The sequence below is a fragment of the Kordia periserrulae genome, from assembly GCF_003054265.1.
GTDB lineage: Bacteria > Bacteroidota > Bacteroidia > Flavobacteriales > Flavobacteriaceae > Kordia > Kordia periserrulae.
Map to the genome: position 1 here is coordinate 195725 of NZ_QBKT01000005.1, position 20612 is coordinate 216336.

The following is a 20612-nucleotide window of genomic DNA, read 5'->3' on the forward strand; positions in this document are numbered from 1 at the left end:
TTTTTTGTAAGTTTAAATTTGTGAATTTTTCACGATTTCTAATTGCTGTTTCAATGCTGAAATCTTTAGGTCAATTTCTGCCATTAATTCTTTAGCAACTGCGGGATTAATTTTTTGATGTCTTGAACCTACTTTATTCATTTCTTGTACAAAGGATTCTAGTGTGGTAAGTGTTGCATCATCTTTTTCCAAAGCTTTAGCAACACGTATATTAAAACGTCCAATCTCAGGAGTCATTTTTATGAAAGATGGTATAAAGAATTTATCTTTGACAGCTTTCCAATACGCAAGCGAATCTACTTCTATTTCTGGAAACAAAATTTTTTCAGAACGTAATTTTCGCAAGCGTTTACTCTCCTGAAAATAGGCGAGTAAAACCACAAATAAAATAAATCCAAAAAAGATTCCAAAAGTAACGCCAATGCCTAACCATTCATATTTTATGTAAGTAAAAACAAAAGGAAGGGGAATACTTAAAATCCACATTGGAATGAAAAAAAGGCGTCCATTAATATCATTATTTTTTCCAATAAAAGAAGCTACTAAAATCATCCAACTCATAAAAATAACAAGGATGCTTTCATTCATGCCTCCAAATGCATAAATAATAAAAAAAGGAATACATAAAAGTGCAGCAATAAGTAACACAATTATTGCTGCTACATTGAAAATAATCATAGTGCATACATTTTTAAGGACTTAAATGTAAATGATATTGTGTACTTGGACAATACTTTCTATCATTTTTTCGAATGAATAATACATCATGATATAAAACTAACACTGAAGAATAAAGGAGTTTCAAAAAAAAACAAATTAACAAAAAGACAAATCAACAAATCAACAGAGCACAGCAATCTAATACCCAAAACCCAACACCTAAAACCTTTTAAAATTTAGAAGTTTCCACTATCTTTGCCACTTATCAAATTCTCAAAAAAAGAATAAAAGTCGTATGTTTAATAATTTAAGTGAAAAACTCGATAAGGCGTTACATGTATTAAAAGGACATGGAAGTATAACGGAAGTAAATGTTGCGGAAACCTTAAAAGAAGTGCGTAGAGCATTGCTTGATGCCGATGTGAACTTTAAAATTGCGAAAGACTTTACAAAAAGAGTCAAAGAAAAAGCCATTGGACAAAACGTACTGACAACTTTACAGCCAGGACAGTTAATGGTAAAAATCGTAAAGGATGAATTGACGGAGTTGATGGGTGGAGACGCCGCAGGAATCAATCTGTCAGGGAAACCAACGATAATTTTAATGTCTGGTTTACAAGGTTCGGGTAAAACGACTTTCTCTGGTAAACTTGCCAATTACTTAAAAAATAAGAAAACCAAAAAGCCTTTATTAGTTGCCTGTGACGTATACCGTCCAGCGGCGATTGATCAGTTGCACGTAGTTGGTGATCAAATCAACGTTGAGGTATATTCAGATAAAGGAAATAACGATCCAGTTGCCATTGCACAAGCAGGAATTGCGCACGCAAAACAACATGGACATAATGTAGTGATTATAGATACCGCAGGTCGTTTGGCAGTTGATGAAGCCATGATGACCGAAATTGCCAATATTCATAAAGCCATTGAACCGCAAGAAACCCTATTTGTAGTGGATTCTATGACGGGACAAGATGCGGTGAATACTGCAAAAGCCTTCAACGATATCTTAAATTTTGACGGTGTTATTTTAACAAAGTTAGATGGTGATACGCGTGGTGGAGCAGCAATTTCTATCAAATCTGTCGTAAACAAACCTATCAAGTTTATTGGTACAGGTGAAAAGATGGAAGCGATTGATGTATTCTATCCTTCACGTATGGCAGATCGTATTCTCGGAATGGGAGACGTTGTTTCGTTAGTAGAAAGAGCGCAAGAGCAGTTCGATGAAGAAGAAGCAAGAAAATTACAAAAGAAAATTGCGAAGAATCAGTTCGGTTTTGACGATTTCTTAAAGCAAATTCAGCAAGTAAAGAAAATGGGGAACATGAAAGACTTGGTCGGCATGATTCCAGGGGCTTCCAAAGCGATGAAAGGTATGGAAATCGAAGACGATGCTTTCAAACATATTGAAGCATTAATTCATTCTATGACGCCAGAAGAACGCTCAAAACCATCTATGATTAATGCAAGTCGTAAAAAGCGTATTGCCAAAGGAGCAGGTCGTTCAGTACAAGAAATGAATCAACTCTTAAAGCAATTTGACCAAATGAGCAAAATGATGAAGATGATGCAAGGTGGCGGCGGAAGAAAGCTCATGCAAATGATGAAGGGCATGGGAAGATAGCTTCTAGCTTTTAGCCTTTAGCCTTTAGCTCTGAAGAATTTTAAGCTTATGTGTTTATAAGTTTACGTATTTATTATTAAAAGAATAAACGAAAAAGCTTCATTTACTAACAGCTAATAGCAAAAACCAAAACTAAAACCAAGACCCAACACCCAAGAAACAACAACACAACACACATAATGATTTTATTAGACGGAAAAAAAGTATCGAATGATATCAAGGACGAAATAGCAGCAGAAGTCCAAAAAATGAAAAATCGCGGTGAAAAAGTACCACACTTGGCAGCTGTATTGGTAGGAGATGATGGTGCAAGTTTAACATACGTAGGAAGTAAAGTGCGTGCCTGCGAACGTGTAGGTTTTGAATCTACTTTGGTGCGTATGTCGAATACCACTTCTGAATTGGAGCTTCTGAGAAAAATCAAAGAACTGAACGAAGATGATAATATTGACGGATTTATCATTCAGTTGCCATTACCTCCACAAATCAACACGCAAAAGGTTTTAATGGCAGTCAATCCTGAAAAAGATGTAGACGGATTCCATCCAGAAAACTTCGGAAAAATGGCGTTGGATATGTCAACCTTCATTCCTGCAACTCCTTTCGGAATTCTAGAATTGTTAGAGCGTTACGACGTACAAACCAAAGGAAAACATACCGTAGTTATTGGAAGAAGTCATATTGTGGGAAGACCGATGAGTATTTTGATGGGAAGAAAAGGATTTCCTGGAAACTCTACGGTAACGTTGACGCACAGTCATACCAAAAACATCACGCAAATTACCTGTCAGGCAGACATTATCATTACCGCATTGGGGCAACCAAACTTCCTAAAAGCAGAAATGGTAAAAGACGATGCCGTAGTCATTGATGTTGGAATCACAAGAGTTCCAGACGAGACACGTAAACGCGGATATCGCATTACAGGTGATGTTGATTTTGAAAATGTAAGTAAAAAAACAAGTCACATCACACCAGTGCCAGGTGGTGTAGGACCAATGACCATTGCGATGTTGCTTAAAAATACCTTGCTAGCGCGTGAAGGTCACATGGAAACGAGAAAATAATACTTCTTATAGCATATAAACTGAAAAGCAATCTTTAAAAAAGGTTGCTTTTTTTGTAAAAAATATTGAAATACGATTAGATTAAGTACTTTCATTCATAACAAATACACAATCAATGAAAACCTCCGAACCGCCAGTAATTGTTTTACAACACTTTTCACAACCTTTAGAAACCGTATGGAAAGCCATCACGGAAGTTTTGCAAATGCGCCAATGGTTTTTTGAAAATATACCCGATTTCAAAGCTGAGGTAGGTTTTCAAACAGAATTCAATGTTAAAGCGCCTTCTCGCGATTTTGTTCATCAATGGACTATCAAAGGTGTGTTACCACTACAAAAGATTATTTACAATTGGAAATACAAAGACCTTGCAGGCGATTCCTTTGTCACTTTTGAGCTGCATGAAAAAGAAAGAGGAACACGTTTAACGGTGACTACAGCAGTTATCCAAGATTTTCCTGACGATATTCCTGAGTTTACCAGAGAAAGCTGTCTTGAAGGTTGGAATTATTTTATCAAAGAGCGGTTGGTGAGTTTTATGGAGAACTTGCCTTGAAGTTTCTAGCATTTTCAATAAGTGTGAAATAATATGTAGCTTTGAAACCTTAAAAAATACTACATGAAATCTATCATATCTAATGTATGCTTGTTGTTCTTTTTTGTGACAATAATTTTTGGTCAAACAAGTGATTCGCTTTCAATTGAAAAAGAATGGACTATTGAGGATTACCAAAAATTTACTTCACTTTTAAAAACACTTTCTCCTGATGCGTATCCAACACTTAAAAATGAAGCTACTGGAAAGTTATTTCAAAAAGTAATTGCACCAAATTATAAAAGTTTTCTGCAAAATGAAAGTATAAGTGTTGATAAGAAAATGGAGTATGGGTTTACCTATCAACAGTCTATCAGAGAAGTGTTAAACACGTATGCTACTGCACATGTAAATGGTAATGCTTATGGAATTGAACTTTCTCATTTAGTAGGTGTTATAATTGATTTTTCTGCTGAAACTATTCCCGTTGCAGAAATATTTGTAAAAACTCTTAATCCCAATGACAAAACCTATCAAGTTCGCATGAATGGTTTACAGCAAATTAAGTATGGCATGAAACAAATTCTTGAAGGATCTTTTATGATGATACGGAATACAGAAGATTCTACAGATGAAGAACGGATAATTTTAGCAACTTATTTTTCAAATGCAGGAGTCGATATTTTAAACTATTTAGATGCTTCTTATCGTACAGAATTTAAAGTGGAAATTGAGAAGTATATTCTACAAGAATCTAATGCTACAGTAAAAACATTATTACAATCATTACTTCAAAAAATATAACACTAAAAAACCGAGCAAATTCCGCTAAAAATAACTGCTCGGTTTGTTTATAACAACTTAAAAGTGTGTAAATTTTCTATAACGTATAAATAAATCGGAAGGTTACAAATCGTGGTTGAATGAAGGTTTCCGAACTGAATACTGAGATGTTATTGGCACTGTTTCGTACACGTGCATCAATGTCTAACAAGTTGGTTGCTCTAATTTCATATTCCCATTTGGCATCTCTGTCTTTTCTATAGGAAAGTGAGGCATTCCAAGTTTGAAAGGATTGCGATTCTCCGTTTCCTAAATCCTGATTGGTATACGTAAAATCCGTTCTGAATGTTAGTTTTTTCCAAATATACGCATCAAAGTCAAATGTAGTGGCGTTGGTCGTAAATCGCGTATCTCGTCCACCCTGATTGTTGTCTGTAACGCTATAACGGTGACGCAATTCTACGTTTGGCGCAACTCTAAAATTGGTTCTAATACCTGGCGTATAACTTTGTGTAAATCCTTCGTTTACCGAACGACGTTGCTGAATGAACTGATTAATCTTACTATAGTTAAAACTTGCGTTTAAGGTAGCTCTCACTTTCCCAAAAGTACGCTGTACTCGTCCGAATACATTGACGTTTTCATCCGCAAAATTCGAATTGAAAAATGTACTTGTACGAATGACACTCTCAAAGTCTGTCAACCCACGAATTTGATCAATATTGCTCGAATAAGCAGCTCTTGCAAACACATTGGTGTAGTTAAACAAATTAAAACTGGTGTAAATCAAGCTTACATTGTGCGATAGCGCATTTTGCAAGGTTGGTTCTCCAAATTGATAACTATTAAAATTGTTCATCACCAAACCTTCTGCCAAACGCGTAACATCTGTAAATTGATTTCGCATGTCGTAACGCAAGGTCAATGCTTCACTCTTTTTAAACTGAATTCGGGTTTCGAAATCTGGTAATATTCTGAAGAAATTGTCTTTATATTCTACACCAAACTGCATATTCTTATTGCCGTACGCATGTACCGAAAATCCTGGCGTAAAGGTGAACTTACCACTTTTTAAACGGTAATGAAACCCTAAATAAATGTCACTAAAATTATATTCAATATCATTACTAGCGCGTCCGTCATTGAAGGTTGGAGTAGGGTTTAACGTCAATCCAGGACCTAAAAACTGAAATAAATTCGAGTTGAATCGTTGATTGCTTAAAATGGTTCCAAACGTGATGTTAAGATTGCTTCGCGCATTTAAAATATGGTAATAATCGAGTTTTACGTCCAATTGATTGGATTTGATACGTCGGTTTTGTCCCAAATTGTATTGATTAGCGTCCGTGTCTAAACCTAGTGCAGTTGCGGTAGTATCAAAAGCACTGTTGGTGTCATTGTCTAAAATCGCATTGTAAAAAGGATCTTCATCTTTAATCAAATGTTGTGCTTCTAGCGCAAAAATATTGTTCTCGTTGAGCGTGTAATAGTAGTTTAGGTTTTGATTAAAACTAAACGGCGTCACTTCTTCAATCTGATTCGTGCTTCCAATCACAGATGAAAACACACCTTGGTTTTGCGTGTCGTTCGAAATTCTACCAATCACATCATAATCCAATTGATTGTTTAAGTTAGGCTGATACGAAGCACTCAATTTTGCCACAGCTTGGTCCGAACGTTCTCTACTTCGCTGCTCAGTGGCTTCATCAGGAATGCCCAATTCTGGATCGGTATATTGTACAAAACTAGTTTCTCTCGATAAAATACGGCTACTGCTGTAAATTAAAAATCCGCCAATATCCAAGGCTTTGTTAGGAGAATAGCTAAAGTTTCCTGTTGCCAATTTACTTTCTATTTCCAACGCATTGTTTTGATTCGTTAAAAAATTCAAGCCATTATCACCAAGATTGATATTCGTTCCGCTGCTTCTACTTGGTGCGCGAAATCCGCCTGTGAAGTTTCGAATATCACGTCGCGTCAACGCGAGTTCTCCAATATTGTTCATATCACCAATAAAGTTGATGCTGTATTTTGGACTGTAATAGAAAAGCTTAGGCTGAAACAAATACAATTCATTATCTGGCGACGCACCACTTCCTGCGGTAACATTACCAAACCAGAAATTCTCTTTTCCTTCTTTCAATTTGATGTTGATCGCAACATTATCTTGATTATTGGTCACGCCGCGCAATTGTCCAACTTCCGAATAATTACGCAATACTTGAATCTTATCTACTGCTTTAGACGGAATATTTTTTGTAGCCAATTTGGTATCGCCATCAAAAAAGTCCTTTCCGTTCACCATCAATTTATTGACCACTTTTCCTTCAACTTCCACTTGTCCATCTTCGTTAATTTCTACGCCTGGCAGTTTTTCCAATACATCTTCTAGCTTCCGTTCGGTACCGTTTTTAAACGAATCTGCATTATACACTAAGGTATCGCCTTTAATCGTTACGGGCATTTCGTAGGTAAGCTCAACAGCTTCTAACGAGTTGCCTTGTTTCATGATAAAATCCTTCGTAATGTCGCTTTCTTTGGTAGAAAGATCTTGTTCCAAGTTTTCCAATCCGATATAGCTAACTTGAATTTTATAATTGGTGTTTTTAGAAAGTTTCAGTCGGTATTTTCCAGTTTTATCTGTGATTCCATACGATTCTAGCGTGCCCGATTCTTTATTCAGCGCAATCACATTTGCTAGTTCCAATGGATTTTTAAGACTATCTCTTACAACTCCTTCCATGGTTACTTGTGAGTAGGAAATTGTAGCTACTAAAAGCAGTAGCAAAGTGCAGAGTTTTTTAATGTTCATGTGTTATTCTAAGTTAGTTTATTAGTACGTGTAAAAGTAGTGAATTAGCCTCTTCTTCTACCACGATTGTTCATCATTTCTTGCATCTTTCCACGAATCGTTTCTTGATACTTTTCTTTTGTAATTTCTTTCCCGCTGTCAGGCGCTTCTATTTTAATTTCTTCTCCAGGATTGATGACAATTTTAGAGCATAACATGGTCGTATTATCTGCGCTAACTTCTAAAATAAGTCCTGGCAATCCCCAAAATTCTGCTGGTCCGTGACTTACAGGAACTTGCGGTGTATACCAAGCTTCTACAGCAATCATCGGAACGTCTGGTGTTCCGTCTCCGTCGTCATCATTTCTTCGTAAATCGCTCCAAGAAAAATTATACCATTCCAAATCGTCTTTGGAAACCATTGCAGTCGCCTTGAAACACATATATTGCCCAATTTGCTTGGTTTCTTTCCCCATTTTCCATGCAATCGTATGTAATTTGTCTTTGACTAAAAATTTCTTTCCATAAAACTCTTGTGCCTGCACCAACGCAGAATCCTTAACGTTTTTGTATTGCTCGCCACGAGAGAAATTTGCGCCCCATGAATCGGTGGCACCAGAAACAGCGTCCAATCTATCTTCTTCTTTAAAAACAGACGCTTCTTTGTCAAAACTCAATACATAACTTTTCTCTAATCGGTTCTTTAAACGTGCGGCAACATCTTTTTTCTGAGCTTCACTCAAACGTGCGCCCCAGTTTCCGAGTTCCATTTTAGATTTTGAAAAATAATAGGCTTTTCCTTGAAATTTTTGAGAGTCATCTACACTAAAAGAAAGCAGTGCGACAAAGGAAAGTGACAGGAATTTTAGTAAAAAAGTTTTCATAGCGGGTGATTCAGTTTGTTTTGTCTAACGAATATAGTGAAAGATTAAACGTTTAAGGTGAATTCATGCCAATATTAACATTAATTTAAGTTCCAATCGTCTTCTTCTCATTTCATTAGAGCTCGTTAGACTACAGAAATTGAAAAAGGTTTAAAATGTTTTTGATTTTTTTGAAATCATAATAAATGAAGAAACCGAGCCATATCCTTTCTAAATACCGCTCGGTTTGCTAACTGAATAATAACACTTACTAACTACTTATGAACTTTTTTATATGTTATTCTCCTTGACCCAATGAGAAACCGCGTTTCCCATCAAACTCATAGAGGTTTTCTGTTTTGATAACTTCGTACCCAATTTCGTTGATGTTTGATAACAAGGCTAAGATTTGTTCAAAATCTACAGGTGTGTAGACGGATTGTCCGCCGTTAATTTCTGCATCGGTTCCTACGAATCTGCAACGCCAGTGGTCTGTACAATAGGTTTCTGGCAATCCGTTTGGATACACTTTCACACCGCGATTGGTAATCATTTTTAATTTTAGTTTGTACGATTGCAAACTTGCCAACGCATCGCCAATTTCTTCTGGATTGCTTCCTTGCCAGTTGATAAACACGTCTGTACCGACCAATACTTGTTTTTCTTTTGGACGATTGTATTCTGGAATTACAATGCTTCCCGCGTTTTCATCCAAGTTGCTTAATGGTAACTTTTCAGGAGTTTTGCCTAAGTTTTCTATGATTTTTTCAGCAAATTCACTGGTAGAAACTTTCTGAATGCTTTTTCCTTCTTGGTAAATATCTGCGGTGTGATATCCTTGCTCAATCGTAGTCAACAACGCATTTTTGATTTTATTAGCAACTCCTGCTTTTCCAACATGTACCAACATTAAGACAGCAGCGTTGATCAATCCTGACGGATTGGCGATTCCTTTTCCAGCAATGTCTGGTGCCGAACCGTGAATCGCTTCAAACATGGCTACGTTTTTTCCAACATTTGCCGAACCTGCCATTCCTACCGAACCAGCAATTTCTGCCACAATATCCGATACAATATCACCGTACAAGTTAGAGGTTACGACCACATCATAATCTTCTGGTCGCGCTGCTATACGTGCGGAACCGATGTCAATAATTTGTGAGTCACTTTTAATTTCTGGATATTCTGCGGCAATTTCTTTAAAGACATTGTGAAACAATCCGTCGGTCAACTTCATGATGTTGTCTTTTACCATACACGTTACCTTCTTACGTCCGTACAGTTTTGCGTATTCAAAAGCATATCTAACAATCTTTTCGCAACCTGGACGCGTTATCAATTTTAAACATTGTACCACATCTTGGGTTTGCTGATGCTCAATGCCTGCATACAAATCCTCTTCATTCTCACGAATAATCACCACATCCATATTTGGAAAGTTGGTGTGGATGTATGGATGTAGCGCGCTTACCGGACGCACATTGGCAAATAATCCGAGCGATTTGCGCAGCGTTACATTCAAGCTTTTATAGCCTTTTCCTTGTGGAGTTGTAATTGGCGCTTTTAAAATGATTTTATTTTGATTGATTACTTCCCAAGACTTCTTTTCAATTCCTGAAGAGTTTCCAGATAAATATACTTTTTCGCCAACTTCAATAATTTCAGGTTCGATTTCAGCGCCTGCTGCAGCTAAAATGTTAAGCGTAGCTTTCATAATTTCAGGACCAATTCCGTCCCCATAGGCTACGGCTACTTTAGTTTTTGTATTCGTTTGTCGCTGTTGCGAAACCTGTGATTTGATGTTCTCCATTGCAGTGTTTTTAAGTTTACAATGCAAAGGTCAGAAAAAGAATTCATATATTTTTATTTATGTTTTATATGATATGTATAAGTGTTTTTTATGTTTGCTTTGTTTGATGGAAAGATTCAACGATTGAAAGATTCAATGATGTTTTTCCAAAAAGCGTAAGTTACTTATGTTTCGTAAACTTCACCGTTTTCATCCGATTCTTAAACTCTACACTTGGGCGAAAGCTTACTTTAACATCTGTAATACTGTATGCATTAACGGCTTCGGGAGTATCTTTTCCTTCACTGCGAATATGTACCGAAAACGTACCAAAGTCGCCCAACGAAACACTATTGCCTTTGCACAAATATTCAGGTAACAAATGCACCAAACCTTGTAACACAGCAATCGTGTCAATTTCAGATACGGTAGAAATAGCGGCGAGTCGTTCGCTTAATTGTTTTAAATCTATCTTTTGGCGTGCGGTTGCGGAAGCGTAATATTTCTTAGAACCACCACCAGAAACTCCAGGTGTTCCGCGTTCGGTAACTTTATATTTAATTGCCATTGTCTTGTGTATTTACCATTATTAAACAGATTATTTGTCTGCGTTCTCAAGTAGTTTCTCATAAAACTTCTTGATGTTTTGATACGCTACTAAATATAAAAATAAATTTTAATACGTATGAAATTTATTTTTAATAGGTATCAAACTTATTTTTAATACGTATTAAATTTTTAAAGCCTCTTTATCTTTTATAACAAACATCTTGATGAATGGGTTGGGTGTACTTGATGGAGTGGTGGGGAAGTCTCTTTGTTTTGAAGGAATGATTTAGAGTATTTACTAGCGATTGCGGGAAACCGTAAGGTTTACATATATATTACAGCTAGATTTAATATTGAATTTAAATTTTTCTCTGTAAGTCAGAGTTTTTTAATGAATATTTAATACTTGAAATAATGAAGCAAAAACTTATTTTATCATTTCTTTTGTTTAGTAACTTTATGTTATCACAAACAAACCCTGTAGTACATTTTTCATCTCCTAATTTGGTTAAAGGTATAGGTCAAATCGGAAACATAATATATATTAGTACTGATTCAGATTTTAATCCAGAATACGAAGTGAAAGTTAACGAAGAGGGAGAGTTTGAATGTAAATTCTCTCCTCCTTTAACTGTTGGAGATAATATTATATTATGGGCAGAAAATTCTAAAAATGAGATTTCTCAGAAAGTTCTTTCCAAAATTGAACAGTCAGAAGTAATTCTTAATACTTTGAATGAAGAAAGATTTTCTAATTTCTCTTTATCGGGTAAAACTATTAGTTACAAGGCTACTATTTGGAATACTAACTTTTCTGTTCCTCTAGCTAGATTTAATTTTACTAAAAATGATAATCAGAAAGAAGGAGATATTTTATTGTTTAATTCAATAGGCGCTGGATTTGGAATCAGTTGTGGAGAGTTAAGAGAAACAAGAGATATTGGTAATAGTATAATAGATCAAGAATTTGTTAGTACATTTGGTATTCATTTAGGATTCTTGTTTTCTGCAGGAACTGGAGATGATACCCAAAATGTTTTTGCTCCTACATTAAATATTAGCGTTCTAGACTTTCAATTAGGGATTGGGTATGAGTTAGGAACTCTATCAGAAAATCAAAAACCTGTATTTTTAACTTTATCTTATGCTATTCCTTTGTATAAATTAAAAAAAGGAGGATTTTGGATTTGGAAAGATTCAACACCTATAATTGACCCTAAAGATTCTAGGTTAGGTAATTAAAAAAATGATTTAGTCCATAAAAAACCCAAACAATACATTCTCACAAATATTGCTTGGGTTAAGGCTAACTTTTATAACACTTACTAATTACATACGATATAGAGTATGCGGTTTTCTAATTTTCTACAAGTCAAATATCGGGATTAAAAGTTATTTGTTTTTATTTATGTTTTAAATGATATCTATAAGTATATTTTATGTATCTGTAAAGACTTTGTAAATCAGTAGATTATGTGGTTTACTCTTCGCGTTTGGTACATGAAATTTTCCAAAAAGGAAAACTCATGGTCTCTTTTGGGTCTACCCATTCGCCAATCCATTTGTAACCAGTTTCGGTGATGTCGTAAAACGTCAATCGTGAAAAACCGTCCATGCCATTCGGTGCTTTTTGTGGTTTGTAGAGGACAATCTTTCCATCGGCTGTTTTGCTGCCTTCCCACGAACCGAGTGTTGGCGTAGGAGAAGCAGAAGTATAATAATGTACATACCATTTCAAACTATCTTTATGAAACTGTCGGATGCTTCCCGAATGCCTTCCATCGGCTTTCAAGGTTTCATCCTGAATTGCCATGCCGTTCATGATATACTTAAACTTCCACGTCATTTGTACAGGAGCTGCCCATGAACCATCAGGATTTTTACGTTGCGAATCGCAATCGCAAATGCCAATCATCGGTTTAAAATCGTCTAATTGTTTGGGTGCTTTCGGGTTTTTAGTTCCATACGGATCCATTTCGGTAGGTTCGTGTTCCGTTTGTGCAAGCGCAAAAGACGTAATAAATACGAGAAGAACTGTAATGGCTGTTTTCATCAATAAGGGTTTTAATCTTAGGGAAGATAGTGATTTTTTAGGTCTTGTGGTGTTTATAGTCGTGAGTATTGAGTCGTGAGATTTTTTGTGTTGTTACGAACGTTTCTTGTAGCGCAGCTTTTTGTGAGTTTTTTTGTAACGTCACTGCGAAGCGTAGCTGTGTCAGTCTTTTTGTATCGAAGTACATGTTTTTCTTTGAAAGTCACAGATTGCCACGAATTTCAGTGAAATTCTCGCAAAGACGTTTCAAAAAAATCGTAAATCAACAATCGTAAATCAACAATCGTAAATCAACAATCGTAAATCGTAAATCAAAAATCACTTCCGATGAATACTGCTCAACACTTCCATAACTTCCACTTTCTTCCGAACGGAAACAGGCACCGTACTTTTATCTTTCAACAATAAATACCCGCCATCCGTTTTGATATAGGCTTTGATGAATTGTAAATTGACCAAATGACTTTGATGCACACGCAAAAATTGATAGTTGCTCAACATGTCTGAGAAGTATTTCAACGTTTTGGTTACGAAGATTTTCTGTCCGTCTTGCAAGTAAAAAATCGTATTATTACTATCCGATTCACAACGAATGATTTCATCCAGACTCACAATAATGATTTTATCTAATGTATGAAGTGATATTTTCGTAGGCTTTTCATTGGGTGCGGCTAAGGTATCTTTTAAAATGTCTAAACGTTCTTTATTTGGGTGAATTTGACCTTTTGCTTTTTCAATCGCCGCCGTGAGTTCTTCTTCCGAATACGGTTTCAACACATAATCAATTGCCGCAAATTTAAAGGCTCTAATGGCAAACTCATCGCTCGCTGTGACAAAAATAATTTTTGAGGTGAGATTTGGAAAGATTTCCAACACATCAAATCCAGAACCATCGCCCAACATAATGTCTAAAAATAAAATATCAGGTTGTTGTTTACGCAACAGTTTCGCCGTTTCCACCACACTTGAAGCGGTTCCAATAATCTTCAATTCAGGATGCAGACGTTGGATATCGTCGTGAAGCATTTCTAAAGCCGCAGGAATATCGTCAACGATTATAGTAGTGAGCATATTTTTAGGTATTAGGTGTTAGGTGTTAGGTTTTAGGTTTTTGGTGTTAGGTGTTGGGTTTTAGGTTTTTGGTGTTGGTTTTGTCTTTTGTCATTCCTGCGTAGGCAGGAATCTATATCTTTTCATGAATCACTCAAAGCATACTTCTTGTTTCAAGCTTAAATATAACAATCAAAAATCGTAAATCAACAATCGTAAATCAAAAATCACTAAAACTCCGTTTCCAAAGGAATTTTAAACGAAATTTTGGTTCCTGTTCCAACTTCTTTTGACAAGTCATGAATCGTTAAAGTATTTTTTCCTGCTAACGATTCTATGCGTTCTTTGGTCACTTGCAATGCCATCGATTGATGATCGGTTTTCGGTTTGTTTTGTTGCGATTGTTGAATACCGATGCCGTTGTCGGTCACCGTGGCGTATAAAAAGTTGGTATCTGTGGTAAACGTGATGTTAAGTTTGCCTTCTCTCTGCAACGGCATGATGCCGTGTCGTATCGCATTTTCCACAAACGGCTGAATCAACATGGGCGGAATGAGTACTTCTTCTGGGTCTAAATCTGATGTCACCTCAATCGCATAGGTAAAATCATTGCTCGCCATTAAGCGTTCTACTTCAATATAGTTTTTAAGCGTTTTTACTTCTTGCGCAAGCGTAATGGTATCTTTTCTCGAATTTGTCAAGGTTTCACGAAGCAACACCGCAAAGGTATTGATGGTTTTGTCCATCTTTGGAATATCGTTTCTGCTCATCCCTTTAATACCATTCAAAACATTAAAAATAAAGTGTGGATTCATCTGTAGGCGCAAAGCTTTTTGTTCTAGCGAAAGCAAGTGGTTTTCTAGTTGTAAGCGTTCACGAATAGCACGGTTTTTCGCCTTTACACGTTTGATGTAATTGTAAATGATAAAAGCGACAATCAACCCGAGAATCGTCCATAATAGATTTTTAAACCATGTTTTTTTGTACAACGGTTGAATAACGTGAAAGTTAAAGCCAATCGGGTCACTTTCCAACCAATCTTTGTTGCGAGATTGTGCCGAAAATGTATGGTCGCCAAAATCCAAATCGCCAAAAGTAATTTTACTTTCGGTATTCCACGGACTCCATTTGTTATCGTCAAATTTGTAACGATATACAATGGCTTCCGGATTGTCCAAATCAACCGAACGAAACTGAAACGCCAAATCGTTTTCATCTTCGGTAAGTTGCAATTGCTTATCGGAATTTGTCCAAGCTTGCAAGTCAATAGAATCCAAAGGTTGATAGGCGACTTCAATATTTTCAAAGTGTATTTGCGGCTTAGAACCTTCTTGCGTCGAGGCAGAAGGCGTATATTTGGTAAGTCCGTAAATAGTACCAAACCACAAATTCCCTTCGGCGTCTTTTGCAGTAGCGTTGTGACAAGTTTCAATACCTAAAAAACCATCATTTTGTCCGTAGTGAATCACGTTTTGGATTTCATTTTTCTTATCCAACGTAATTTGGTCCACGCCGCGCTCACTTCCTGCCCACAAATCGCCGTTAGTGTCAAAAATCAATTGATAAATATTGTCAGAATAAAGGTCTTTTTTTCCTTGTAAGGGTTTAAATTCAAAGTCTTTCGACAGATAGGAAAACCAAATTCCTTTTCCAAACGTGCCCAAATACATATCGTAATTGTGAAAACGAATTGTACCAATCGTGACTTCACTTCCTGTTACTTTTTCATAGCTAAAGTGCGTGACTTCATCATTTTTAATAAAACCAACATGGCCTTTGCTCGTAGCATACCAAATACGTCCTGTTTCATCACGAGCCAAATCGCGAATACTCACATCCTTCATACCGTCTTCCGTACCGAATGTTTTGAGATTGTATATCTTTTTCTTTTCGTGATTGTACTCAAAACGCGCAATTCCATCCGCATACGTCGCAATCCACACTTGCGAACCGTATATTTTTATCTTGCTAATCCAGTCGGAAGGCAGTCCAATATCGGTTGTAATGCTAGCTTCGTAAATATCTTCAATTTTTTGAATTTCATAAGCGTTTTCACCAGAAGAGTCATTGTTGTAAACGATGCTGTCGCGAACTTTTTTCTGATAAATATAAATTCCTTTTCCTTCGGTGCCTGCCCAAATTCTTCCTTTGGTATCGTTGGTCAGTGTTTTTACTTTTTTGTTGAGATAGTTGCTTGTTTCTCTTTCTTGATGAATGCCTGTAGAATCAATTTTGGTCAAGCCAGATTCTGCCGTCGAAATCCACAACGCATCGTTCACATGATGCAAAGCGTAAATTCGGTTAGCAACCAAGCCGTTGTCCTTGGTGTAATGTCGAAAGTTATTCTTTTCAAACTTGAACAATCCGCCGCCTGAAGAGCCAATCCACACATTGTTTTGGCGATCTTTAAAGACAGTTCTAATATTGTAGACTGATAAACCGCTACTTTTAGCAATTGGTTTTTCGGCAATATTATCGGTAAGATTGATACGTTTGATGCCTGCATTGGTGGTGTTTATCCATAATTCGTCGCCATTAATTACTTCAATACTATTAATTTGCCGAACTTCAGAAACTTCTTGAAAGCCTTGTCTTTTTGGGTGAAATGAAAAAATGCCATCTACAAAACTCGCGGCAATAATTTGGTCTTTGTACAATGTGAGCGATTTAAAATCACTGTTGAATACTTTTTGAAACGTTCCGTCAGCCGCCAAACGATTTGTTTTCCACAACCCACGTCGCGAAGCAATCCAAAAGAAATTCCCGTCAAACAAAATATCGTTGATTTGTGTGGCATTGAGTGTTGTATTGCAATCAATTTTTTCAATTTCGTTTTTAGCATTGTATTGATAAATGCCTTCTTGCGTTGCTAAAAAAGCAGTATTGTTTGCAATTTCAATATCGTAGACGCGTGGCGCCTTGTATTCTTGAAAACTATTTTTTGAACGAATCGCCAAACCTTGTCGCGTACCGATGTAAAGTTTGTTTTTTTCAAATTTCAGTGCGTGAATGTAATTGGACATCAGTCCATTCTTTTCATTCCAAACCGTGAATGACTTTCCATCAAAACGCGCAATACCGCCGCCTTGTGTTCCAATCCACAAATAACCCAATGCATCTTGAACAATAGCATTTACTTGCGATTGCGGCAAACCATCTTTCAACGTGTAGGCACGTAGTTGATTGTTTTGCGCCTGTAAAAAGGTTCCATAAAAGACACCAATAAAAAAGAATACGATACGTATTTTGGTTGTATGCATATAACAAATATAGGGATTCGGTGGTGTTTTATTGTTTTTGTTGTTTGTTTTTTGTGATTCGTTTTTCGATGTATTCGTGATTGTTGTTTTGTGAATTTAAAACGTTATTTCGAGTGAATTTGTTGCTTAGTGAACAAAGCCGAAATACAATAAATTTGTATCGAGAAACACACAGAATATTAGCTTTCTAAGCATTTCTCGATACAAAATCTCTCCGAGATTTCACTCGAAATGACGTCTTAGTTTCAAATCGACCAACAACTAACAACCAACAACCAATAACAAACACTAAAGCTGCGTATAATATCGTTGATTCTCAAACTCCGTACGCACATACGATAACGGATTGTTGCGTTGCATCATTGGTTGTAGTACACATACAACAGTTGTTTTTCCTTTGATGATGACTTTTTGTCCAGAAGTGTAGGCTTTCCATCTAAATTTTTCAATGTCGATTCCCATGTCTTTGATGCGCTTGCTGTATGCTTCATTGGCGTCAATCCAATCCATAATTTCGTTGGCATTGCTTAGTTTTGGCACATCTTCGTCATCTGGAAATTGAATTTCCCAACGTATAGGAATATTAAATTTATACGAGAATGCTTCGCCAGGTTCGCCTTCTTCTTTGGTTCGGATAGCATCTAGCCAATGAATGTCTTCCAACGGATATTTGCGAATAAACTGCTTTGATAAGTCTACATTTCCAGGCGATTGCGCTGTTGGATAATACCCGTAAAATACTTTTGCCAAGTAATGCTTTTGAAAGTTTCCGTTGAATACTGTTGCATGCGGCGTCGCAAATACTTTCGGTTGATGATTTGCTGTAAAGGTTTGTCGTAACACTTGCAAGAGTTGTTTATTTTTCCCCAATTCGGAAGTGTGAAACACCAATTTGCTATCAGCAGCGAGTACATTTTCTAGTTTAGGAAGTTTATCCTCTTTTAAGCAATTCAACAAAGCTTCTTGTGATAAAAGTTCACCATGAATCGTAGTTTCGAGCGATAGTCCTTTTTTGGAATTTCCTTTGTTGACAATATGAATTTCTTCAAAATCTTTTCCATCGTGATTTTTATTTAGCCACGAAATAATTTCTTGAAGCGAAAAGGCATCATCTACAATGGTGTATTGTTGGGCTTCAAAGTGTGCTTTGGCGTCTTTATAATAGGTGCTTTCACCTTTGTCATATCCTGCAATAAACACGACTGATTGCTTTGAAATGGCAACTTCTTCGTTATTAATTGCGGTTAAATTTTCTTTTTTCTCTTCTGGGGAACATGCAAAAAACAATGTCAATACAAGTCCCATGAATGCGGTCATTTTGAATGTTCTTGTTTTCATAGTAGTAGTATTTATAATTAGTAAATCCTTTAATTCTTCAATCTTTCAATCTTTCAATCTTTCAATCATTTAATCGTTTAGTTGCATAACATAAAAATCAGCTCGAATGTTTTTATTTTTTGGATAAAAACGACTATCGGTATTGTTTTCCTAACCCACTCTTCAATACGTTTGATAGTCCTTTTTGACAGCCATCAAAAAGATTCAAGCTGATTTTCCCAACTAACCAACCTAAACGTTTTTTATCTTTTTAATGTGATCGATGCTTTTTGTCGTACAGGCAATGCAATATGTTGTAAGCGCATGCGTTTTGCGAGTGTGGGACTCGAAATCCATTTTCCTTCTTGAAATAAATCAACAGTGTTGACTTTGCCTTCTGCGTCAAATTGCATTCGAATTTGTGAGTAAATGTCCAAATACGTTTGAATCATTTTTGTTGCTCTTATATCGTACCACATTTGTTTTTCTTTTTTAATTACATTTCAAATGTAGTGGCAACTTGCTGCTTTTTGGGAGTGGTTTTAGAATTCGTTGGTTGTAAACTAGAATTCGTAAAGATGTTTGTTAAAGAAAGGGGAAAATTTAGCAGGTTTTTATTTTTTGCCTGTAACGAAACCGTCTTTTTCCTATGTAGAATTAGTTTTTAAACTCTTTCGTAACTATTTGAACCTGAATAGTTTTGTGACGGAAATAATATAACCTAAAAACTATAAAAATCATGGGAACAATTAAATCAACTTGGGCAGGAACGCCTATTAGCTTAGATGACCAATTAGAAGATGCGGTTTGGTCAGGCGCATTGGAGAAACAAATGGAGTTTGATGGCGGATATATGCTGGCAAAGAACGACGCAAAGTATTTGTACGTTGTATTAGATGTGGTAAAGGATACGCATAACGACCCAGGAACGGGCGATTATTTTTGGTTTACATTCGATAGAAACCGAAATAAAGCTATTTCACCAAAATACGATGTGAATTATGGAAATTATCCCGGAAATCCTAATAAAATGGGACGACAGTATTATTTAGGAGCTGGACGATGGACTGGATTACTGAATGAAGAACAAAAGTCAGAATGTAAAAGCACGTTTGGAACGTCGCCAAATTCAGCAACACCGCACAGAATTTGGAAATTCAGATTTTTGTTGTCTGATTTGAAAGTGAATTTATTATGGTGGTGGTTCAGTTCGTATACAAAGTTTGGCTTTAGAGTACATTCAAACAAACCGAATTTGAATTATGACACACCAGCCAATTTCTTTAGAGATTTCTCAAAATTGCACACACTGTATTTTTCAAGAAAACCAAGCATAGCAACGGCTGATTTAGGGCCAGTAATGGGAAGTGTAGGATTGATTCCAACGACAAAAATTAATTCGTCAACAGGACGCGCTACGACAGCTTCTAACTATTTTATTCACGCAAAAAATGCCGCTTTTGGTGGACGATTGAACGTGATTGGAAATCGTACAAAAATGGATCAATTGCCAGGATTAGGCGCGAAAAAGTATAAAGTATTTCACCGCTCCGGAACCTCAGGTTCGTTTTCAGAGTTCGTGACTTCTTGGTACAATTATAAGTGGAATGGCTCCGATTATGTACTTGAAGCGTCTTCGCCAGACAGTAGTAATTTCTACAAAATGCCAAGTGCAGGTGTTGATTATTCTATTGACGATTTGCTCTTTCAGTTCGATTCAACCAAATTAAACACTGGCTTGCAGCAATTCAAAGTAAAATTCTACAACAACGCAGGAACAGAAGTTGGCGCGACGAGTCCTGAGCAAGTGTTAACAATGTATATTGACAATAATGTGCCTGAAGTAAGTATTAATTCTGTAAAGTATAAAAATGCAGAAATTGGCGCGTGTGGTATTGTAAACTTGCAAAATCCGACCGATAAAATTGATGTTAACTTTGAAGCGTTTGATACCGAAGGAAATCTGTTAGATTATAGTTTAACGGCACGTTGGGGCGATGGCGATTCGGAAAATATTGTCTATCAAGCGTACAACTTAACAACGCCGCCTGCAACGTGGCAAGGAAGTCGAAATATTTCAGGAAGTTTTAACGCAAAAGTAACTTGTGCACATTCATTCAACGTGTATGCAAGAGCTAGAACGACCAACGGTTACGGCTATATTGGAAAAAATAGTACGTACCGATATGTGACGATTATTAAATAAAACGATTTGAATTAGTTGATAATTTCGAGCGCAGTTAGGAACATTTTAAACTCTTCACTGCG

The 20612-nt window shown here is 36.4% G+C and carries 16 protein-coding genes; 6 read left to right on the plus strand and 10 right to left on the minus strand.

Annotation, left to right across the window (positions count from 1 at the left end; translation table 11 throughout):
* Window positions 1-12: 12 nt before the first annotated feature.
* Window positions 13-678 carry a hypothetical protein gene (locus C8N46_RS11975; protein ID WP_108115138.1) on the minus strand — a complete coding sequence of 222 codons (666 nt, stop codon included), beginning with the start codon at window positions 676-678 and terminating at the stop codon, window positions 13-15.
* 277 nt (window positions 679-955) lie between these two features.
* Between C8N46_RS11975 and ffh the strand changes: the two genes are divergently transcribed.
* The 4 genes from ffh to C8N46_RS11995 all read left to right on the plus strand — a co-directional run bounded on the left by ffh (window position 956) and on the right by C8N46_RS11995 (window position 4693).
* The gene (gene ffh, locus C8N46_RS11980; protein WP_108115139.1) at window positions 956-2287 is read left to right on the plus strand and encodes a signal recognition particle protein; all 1332 of its coding nucleotides are present in this window, start codon (window positions 956-958) and stop codon (window positions 2285-2287) included.
* Window positions 2288-2466: 179 nt separating this feature from the next.
* A complete protein-coding gene (locus C8N46_RS11985; RefSeq protein ID WP_108115140.1) occupies window positions 2467-3354 on the plus strand; it encodes a bifunctional 5,10-methylenetetrahydrofolate dehydrogenase/5,10-methenyltetrahydrofolate cyclohydrolase in 888 nt (295 codons plus the stop codon).
* A gap of 115 nt (window positions 3355-3469) precedes the next feature.
* On the plus strand, window positions 3470-3910 hold the full coding sequence (locus tag C8N46_RS11990) for an SRPBCC family protein (protein ID WP_108115141.1): 441 nt from the start codon (window positions 3470-3472) through the stop codon (window positions 3908-3910).
* A gap of 63 nt (window positions 3911-3973) precedes the next feature.
* Complete coding sequence (locus tag C8N46_RS11995; protein WP_108115142.1) at window positions 3974-4693, plus strand: hypothetical protein; 720 nt, start codon at window positions 3974-3976, stop codon at window positions 4691-4693.
* 76 nt (window positions 4694-4769) lie between these two features.
* Here C8N46_RS11995 and C8N46_RS12000 read toward each other — a convergent pair whose 3' ends face one another.
* The 4 genes from C8N46_RS12000 to C8N46_RS12015 form a co-directional block, all read right to left on the minus strand.
* Complete coding sequence (locus tag C8N46_RS12000) at window positions 4770-7484, minus strand: carboxypeptidase-like regulatory domain-containing protein (protein ID WP_394340256.1); 2715 nt, start codon at window positions 7482-7484, stop codon at window positions 4770-4772.
* Between the two features lie 44 nt (window positions 7485-7528).
* On the minus strand, window positions 7529-8347 hold the full coding sequence (locus C8N46_RS12005) for a GLPGLI family protein (RefSeq protein ID WP_108115143.1): 819 nt from the start codon (window positions 8345-8347) through the stop codon (window positions 7529-7531).
* Between the two features lie 277 nt (window positions 8348-8624).
* Window positions 8625-10136: an NADP-dependent isocitrate dehydrogenase gene (locus C8N46_RS12010; protein ID WP_108115144.1), complete on the minus strand. Its 1512-nt coding sequence runs from the start codon at window positions 10134-10136 to the stop codon at window positions 8625-8627.
* 160 nt (window positions 10137-10296) lie between these two features.
* Entirely contained in the window at window positions 10297-10683 is a 387-nt protein-coding gene (locus C8N46_RS12015) for an HU family DNA-binding protein (protein ID WP_108115145.1), read from the minus strand.
* A 395-nt stretch (window positions 10684-11078) separates the two neighbouring features.
* Here C8N46_RS12015 and C8N46_RS12020 point away from each other — a divergent pair, with 395 nt between their 5' ends.
* On the plus strand, window positions 11079-11906 hold the full coding sequence (locus tag C8N46_RS12020; RefSeq protein WP_108115146.1) for a hypothetical protein: 828 nt from the start codon (window positions 11079-11081) through the stop codon (window positions 11904-11906).
* 238 nt (window positions 11907-12144) lie between these two features.
* Here the strand turns inward: C8N46_RS12020 and C8N46_RS12025 are convergent, their stop codons facing one another.
* The 5 genes from C8N46_RS12025 to C8N46_RS12045 form a co-directional block, all read right to left on the minus strand.
* On the minus strand, window positions 12145-12717 hold the full coding sequence (locus C8N46_RS12025) for a hypothetical protein (protein WP_108115147.1): 573 nt from the start codon (window positions 12715-12717) through the stop codon (window positions 12145-12147).
* A gap of 318 nt (window positions 12718-13035) precedes the next feature.
* Complete coding sequence (locus C8N46_RS12030; protein WP_108115148.1) at window positions 13036-13788, minus strand: LytR/AlgR family response regulator transcription factor; 753 nt, start codon at window positions 13786-13788, stop codon at window positions 13036-13038.
* A gap of 209 nt (window positions 13789-13997) precedes the next feature.
* Window positions 13998-17027, minus strand: a complete 3030-nt coding sequence (locus C8N46_RS12035) for a sensor histidine kinase (protein WP_108115149.1) — start codon at window positions 17025-17027, stop codon at window positions 13998-14000.
* A gap of 288 nt (window positions 17028-17315) precedes the next feature.
* Window positions 17316-18365: a hypothetical protein gene (locus C8N46_RS12040; RefSeq protein ID WP_108115150.1), complete on the minus strand. Its 1050-nt coding sequence runs from the start codon at window positions 18363-18365 to the stop codon at window positions 17316-17318.
* A gap of 242 nt (window positions 18366-18607) precedes the next feature.
* The gene (locus C8N46_RS12045; RefSeq protein WP_108115151.1) at window positions 18608-18823 is read right to left on the minus strand and encodes a hypothetical protein; all 216 of its coding nucleotides are present in this window, start codon (window positions 18821-18823) and stop codon (window positions 18608-18610) included.
* 260 nt (window positions 18824-19083) lie between these two features.
* Between C8N46_RS12045 and C8N46_RS12050 the strand changes: the two genes are divergently transcribed.
* Complete coding sequence (locus tag C8N46_RS12050; RefSeq protein ID WP_108115152.1) at window positions 19084-20550, plus strand: hypothetical protein; 1467 nt, start codon at window positions 19084-19086, stop codon at window positions 20548-20550.
* Window positions 20551-20612 lie beyond the last annotated feature (62 nt).

What these genes read in the sequence shown, in the direction of transcription:
- C8N46_RS11975 (WP_108115138.1), bottom strand. Translation starts at nt 678, where the DNA reads ATGATTATTTTCAATGTAGCAGCAATAATTGTGTTACTTATTGCTGCA.
- ffh (WP_108115139.1), top strand. Translation starts at nt 956, where the DNA reads ATGTTTAATAATTTAAGTGAAAAACTCGATAAGGCGTTACATGTATTA.
- C8N46_RS11985 (WP_108115140.1), top strand. Translation starts at nt 2,467, where the DNA reads ATGATTTTATTAGACGGAAAAAAAGTATCGAATGATATCAAGGACGAA.
- C8N46_RS11990 (WP_108115141.1), top strand. Translation starts at nt 3,470, where the DNA reads ATGAAAACCTCCGAACCGCCAGTAATTGTTTTACAACACTTTTCACAA.
- C8N46_RS11995 (WP_108115142.1), top strand. Translation starts at nt 3,974, where the DNA reads ATGAAATCTATCATATCTAATGTATGCTTGTTGTTCTTTTTTGTGACA.
- C8N46_RS12000 (WP_394340256.1), bottom strand. Translation starts at nt 7,484, where the DNA reads ATGAACATTAAAAAACTCTGCACTTTGCTACTGCTTTTAGTAGCTACA.
- C8N46_RS12005 (WP_108115143.1), bottom strand. Translation starts at nt 8,347, where the DNA reads ATGAAAACTTTTTTACTAAAATTCCTGTCACTTTCCTTTGTCGCACTG.
- C8N46_RS12010 (WP_108115144.1), bottom strand. Translation starts at nt 10,136, where the DNA reads ATGGAGAACATCAAATCACAGGTTTCGCAACAGCGACAAACGAATACA.
- C8N46_RS12015 (WP_108115145.1), bottom strand. Translation starts at nt 10,683, where the DNA reads ATGGCAATTAAATATAAAGTTACCGAACGCGGAACACCTGGAGTTTCT.
- C8N46_RS12020 (WP_108115146.1), top strand. Translation starts at nt 11,079, where the DNA reads ATGAAGCAAAAACTTATTTTATCATTTCTTTTGTTTAGTAACTTTATG.
- C8N46_RS12025 (WP_108115147.1), bottom strand. Translation starts at nt 12,717, where the DNA reads ATGAAAACAGCCATTACAGTTCTTCTCGTATTTATTACGTCTTTTGCG.
- C8N46_RS12030 (WP_108115148.1), bottom strand. Translation starts at nt 13,788, where the DNA reads ATGCTCACTACTATAATCGTTGACGATATTCCTGCGGCTTTAGAAATG.
- C8N46_RS12035 (WP_108115149.1), bottom strand. Translation starts at nt 17,027, where the DNA reads ATGCATACAACCAAAATACGTATCGTATTCTTTTTTATTGGTGTCTTT.
- C8N46_RS12040 (WP_108115150.1), bottom strand. Translation starts at nt 18,365, where the DNA reads ATGAAAACAAGAACATTCAAAATGACCGCATTCATGGGACTTGTATTG.
- C8N46_RS12045 (WP_108115151.1), bottom strand. Translation starts at nt 18,823, where the DNA reads ATGTGGTACGATATAAGAGCAACAAAAATGATTCAAACGTATTTGGAC.
- C8N46_RS12050 (WP_108115152.1), top strand. Translation starts at nt 19,084, where the DNA reads ATGGGAACAATTAAATCAACTTGGGCAGGAACGCCTATTAGCTTAGAT.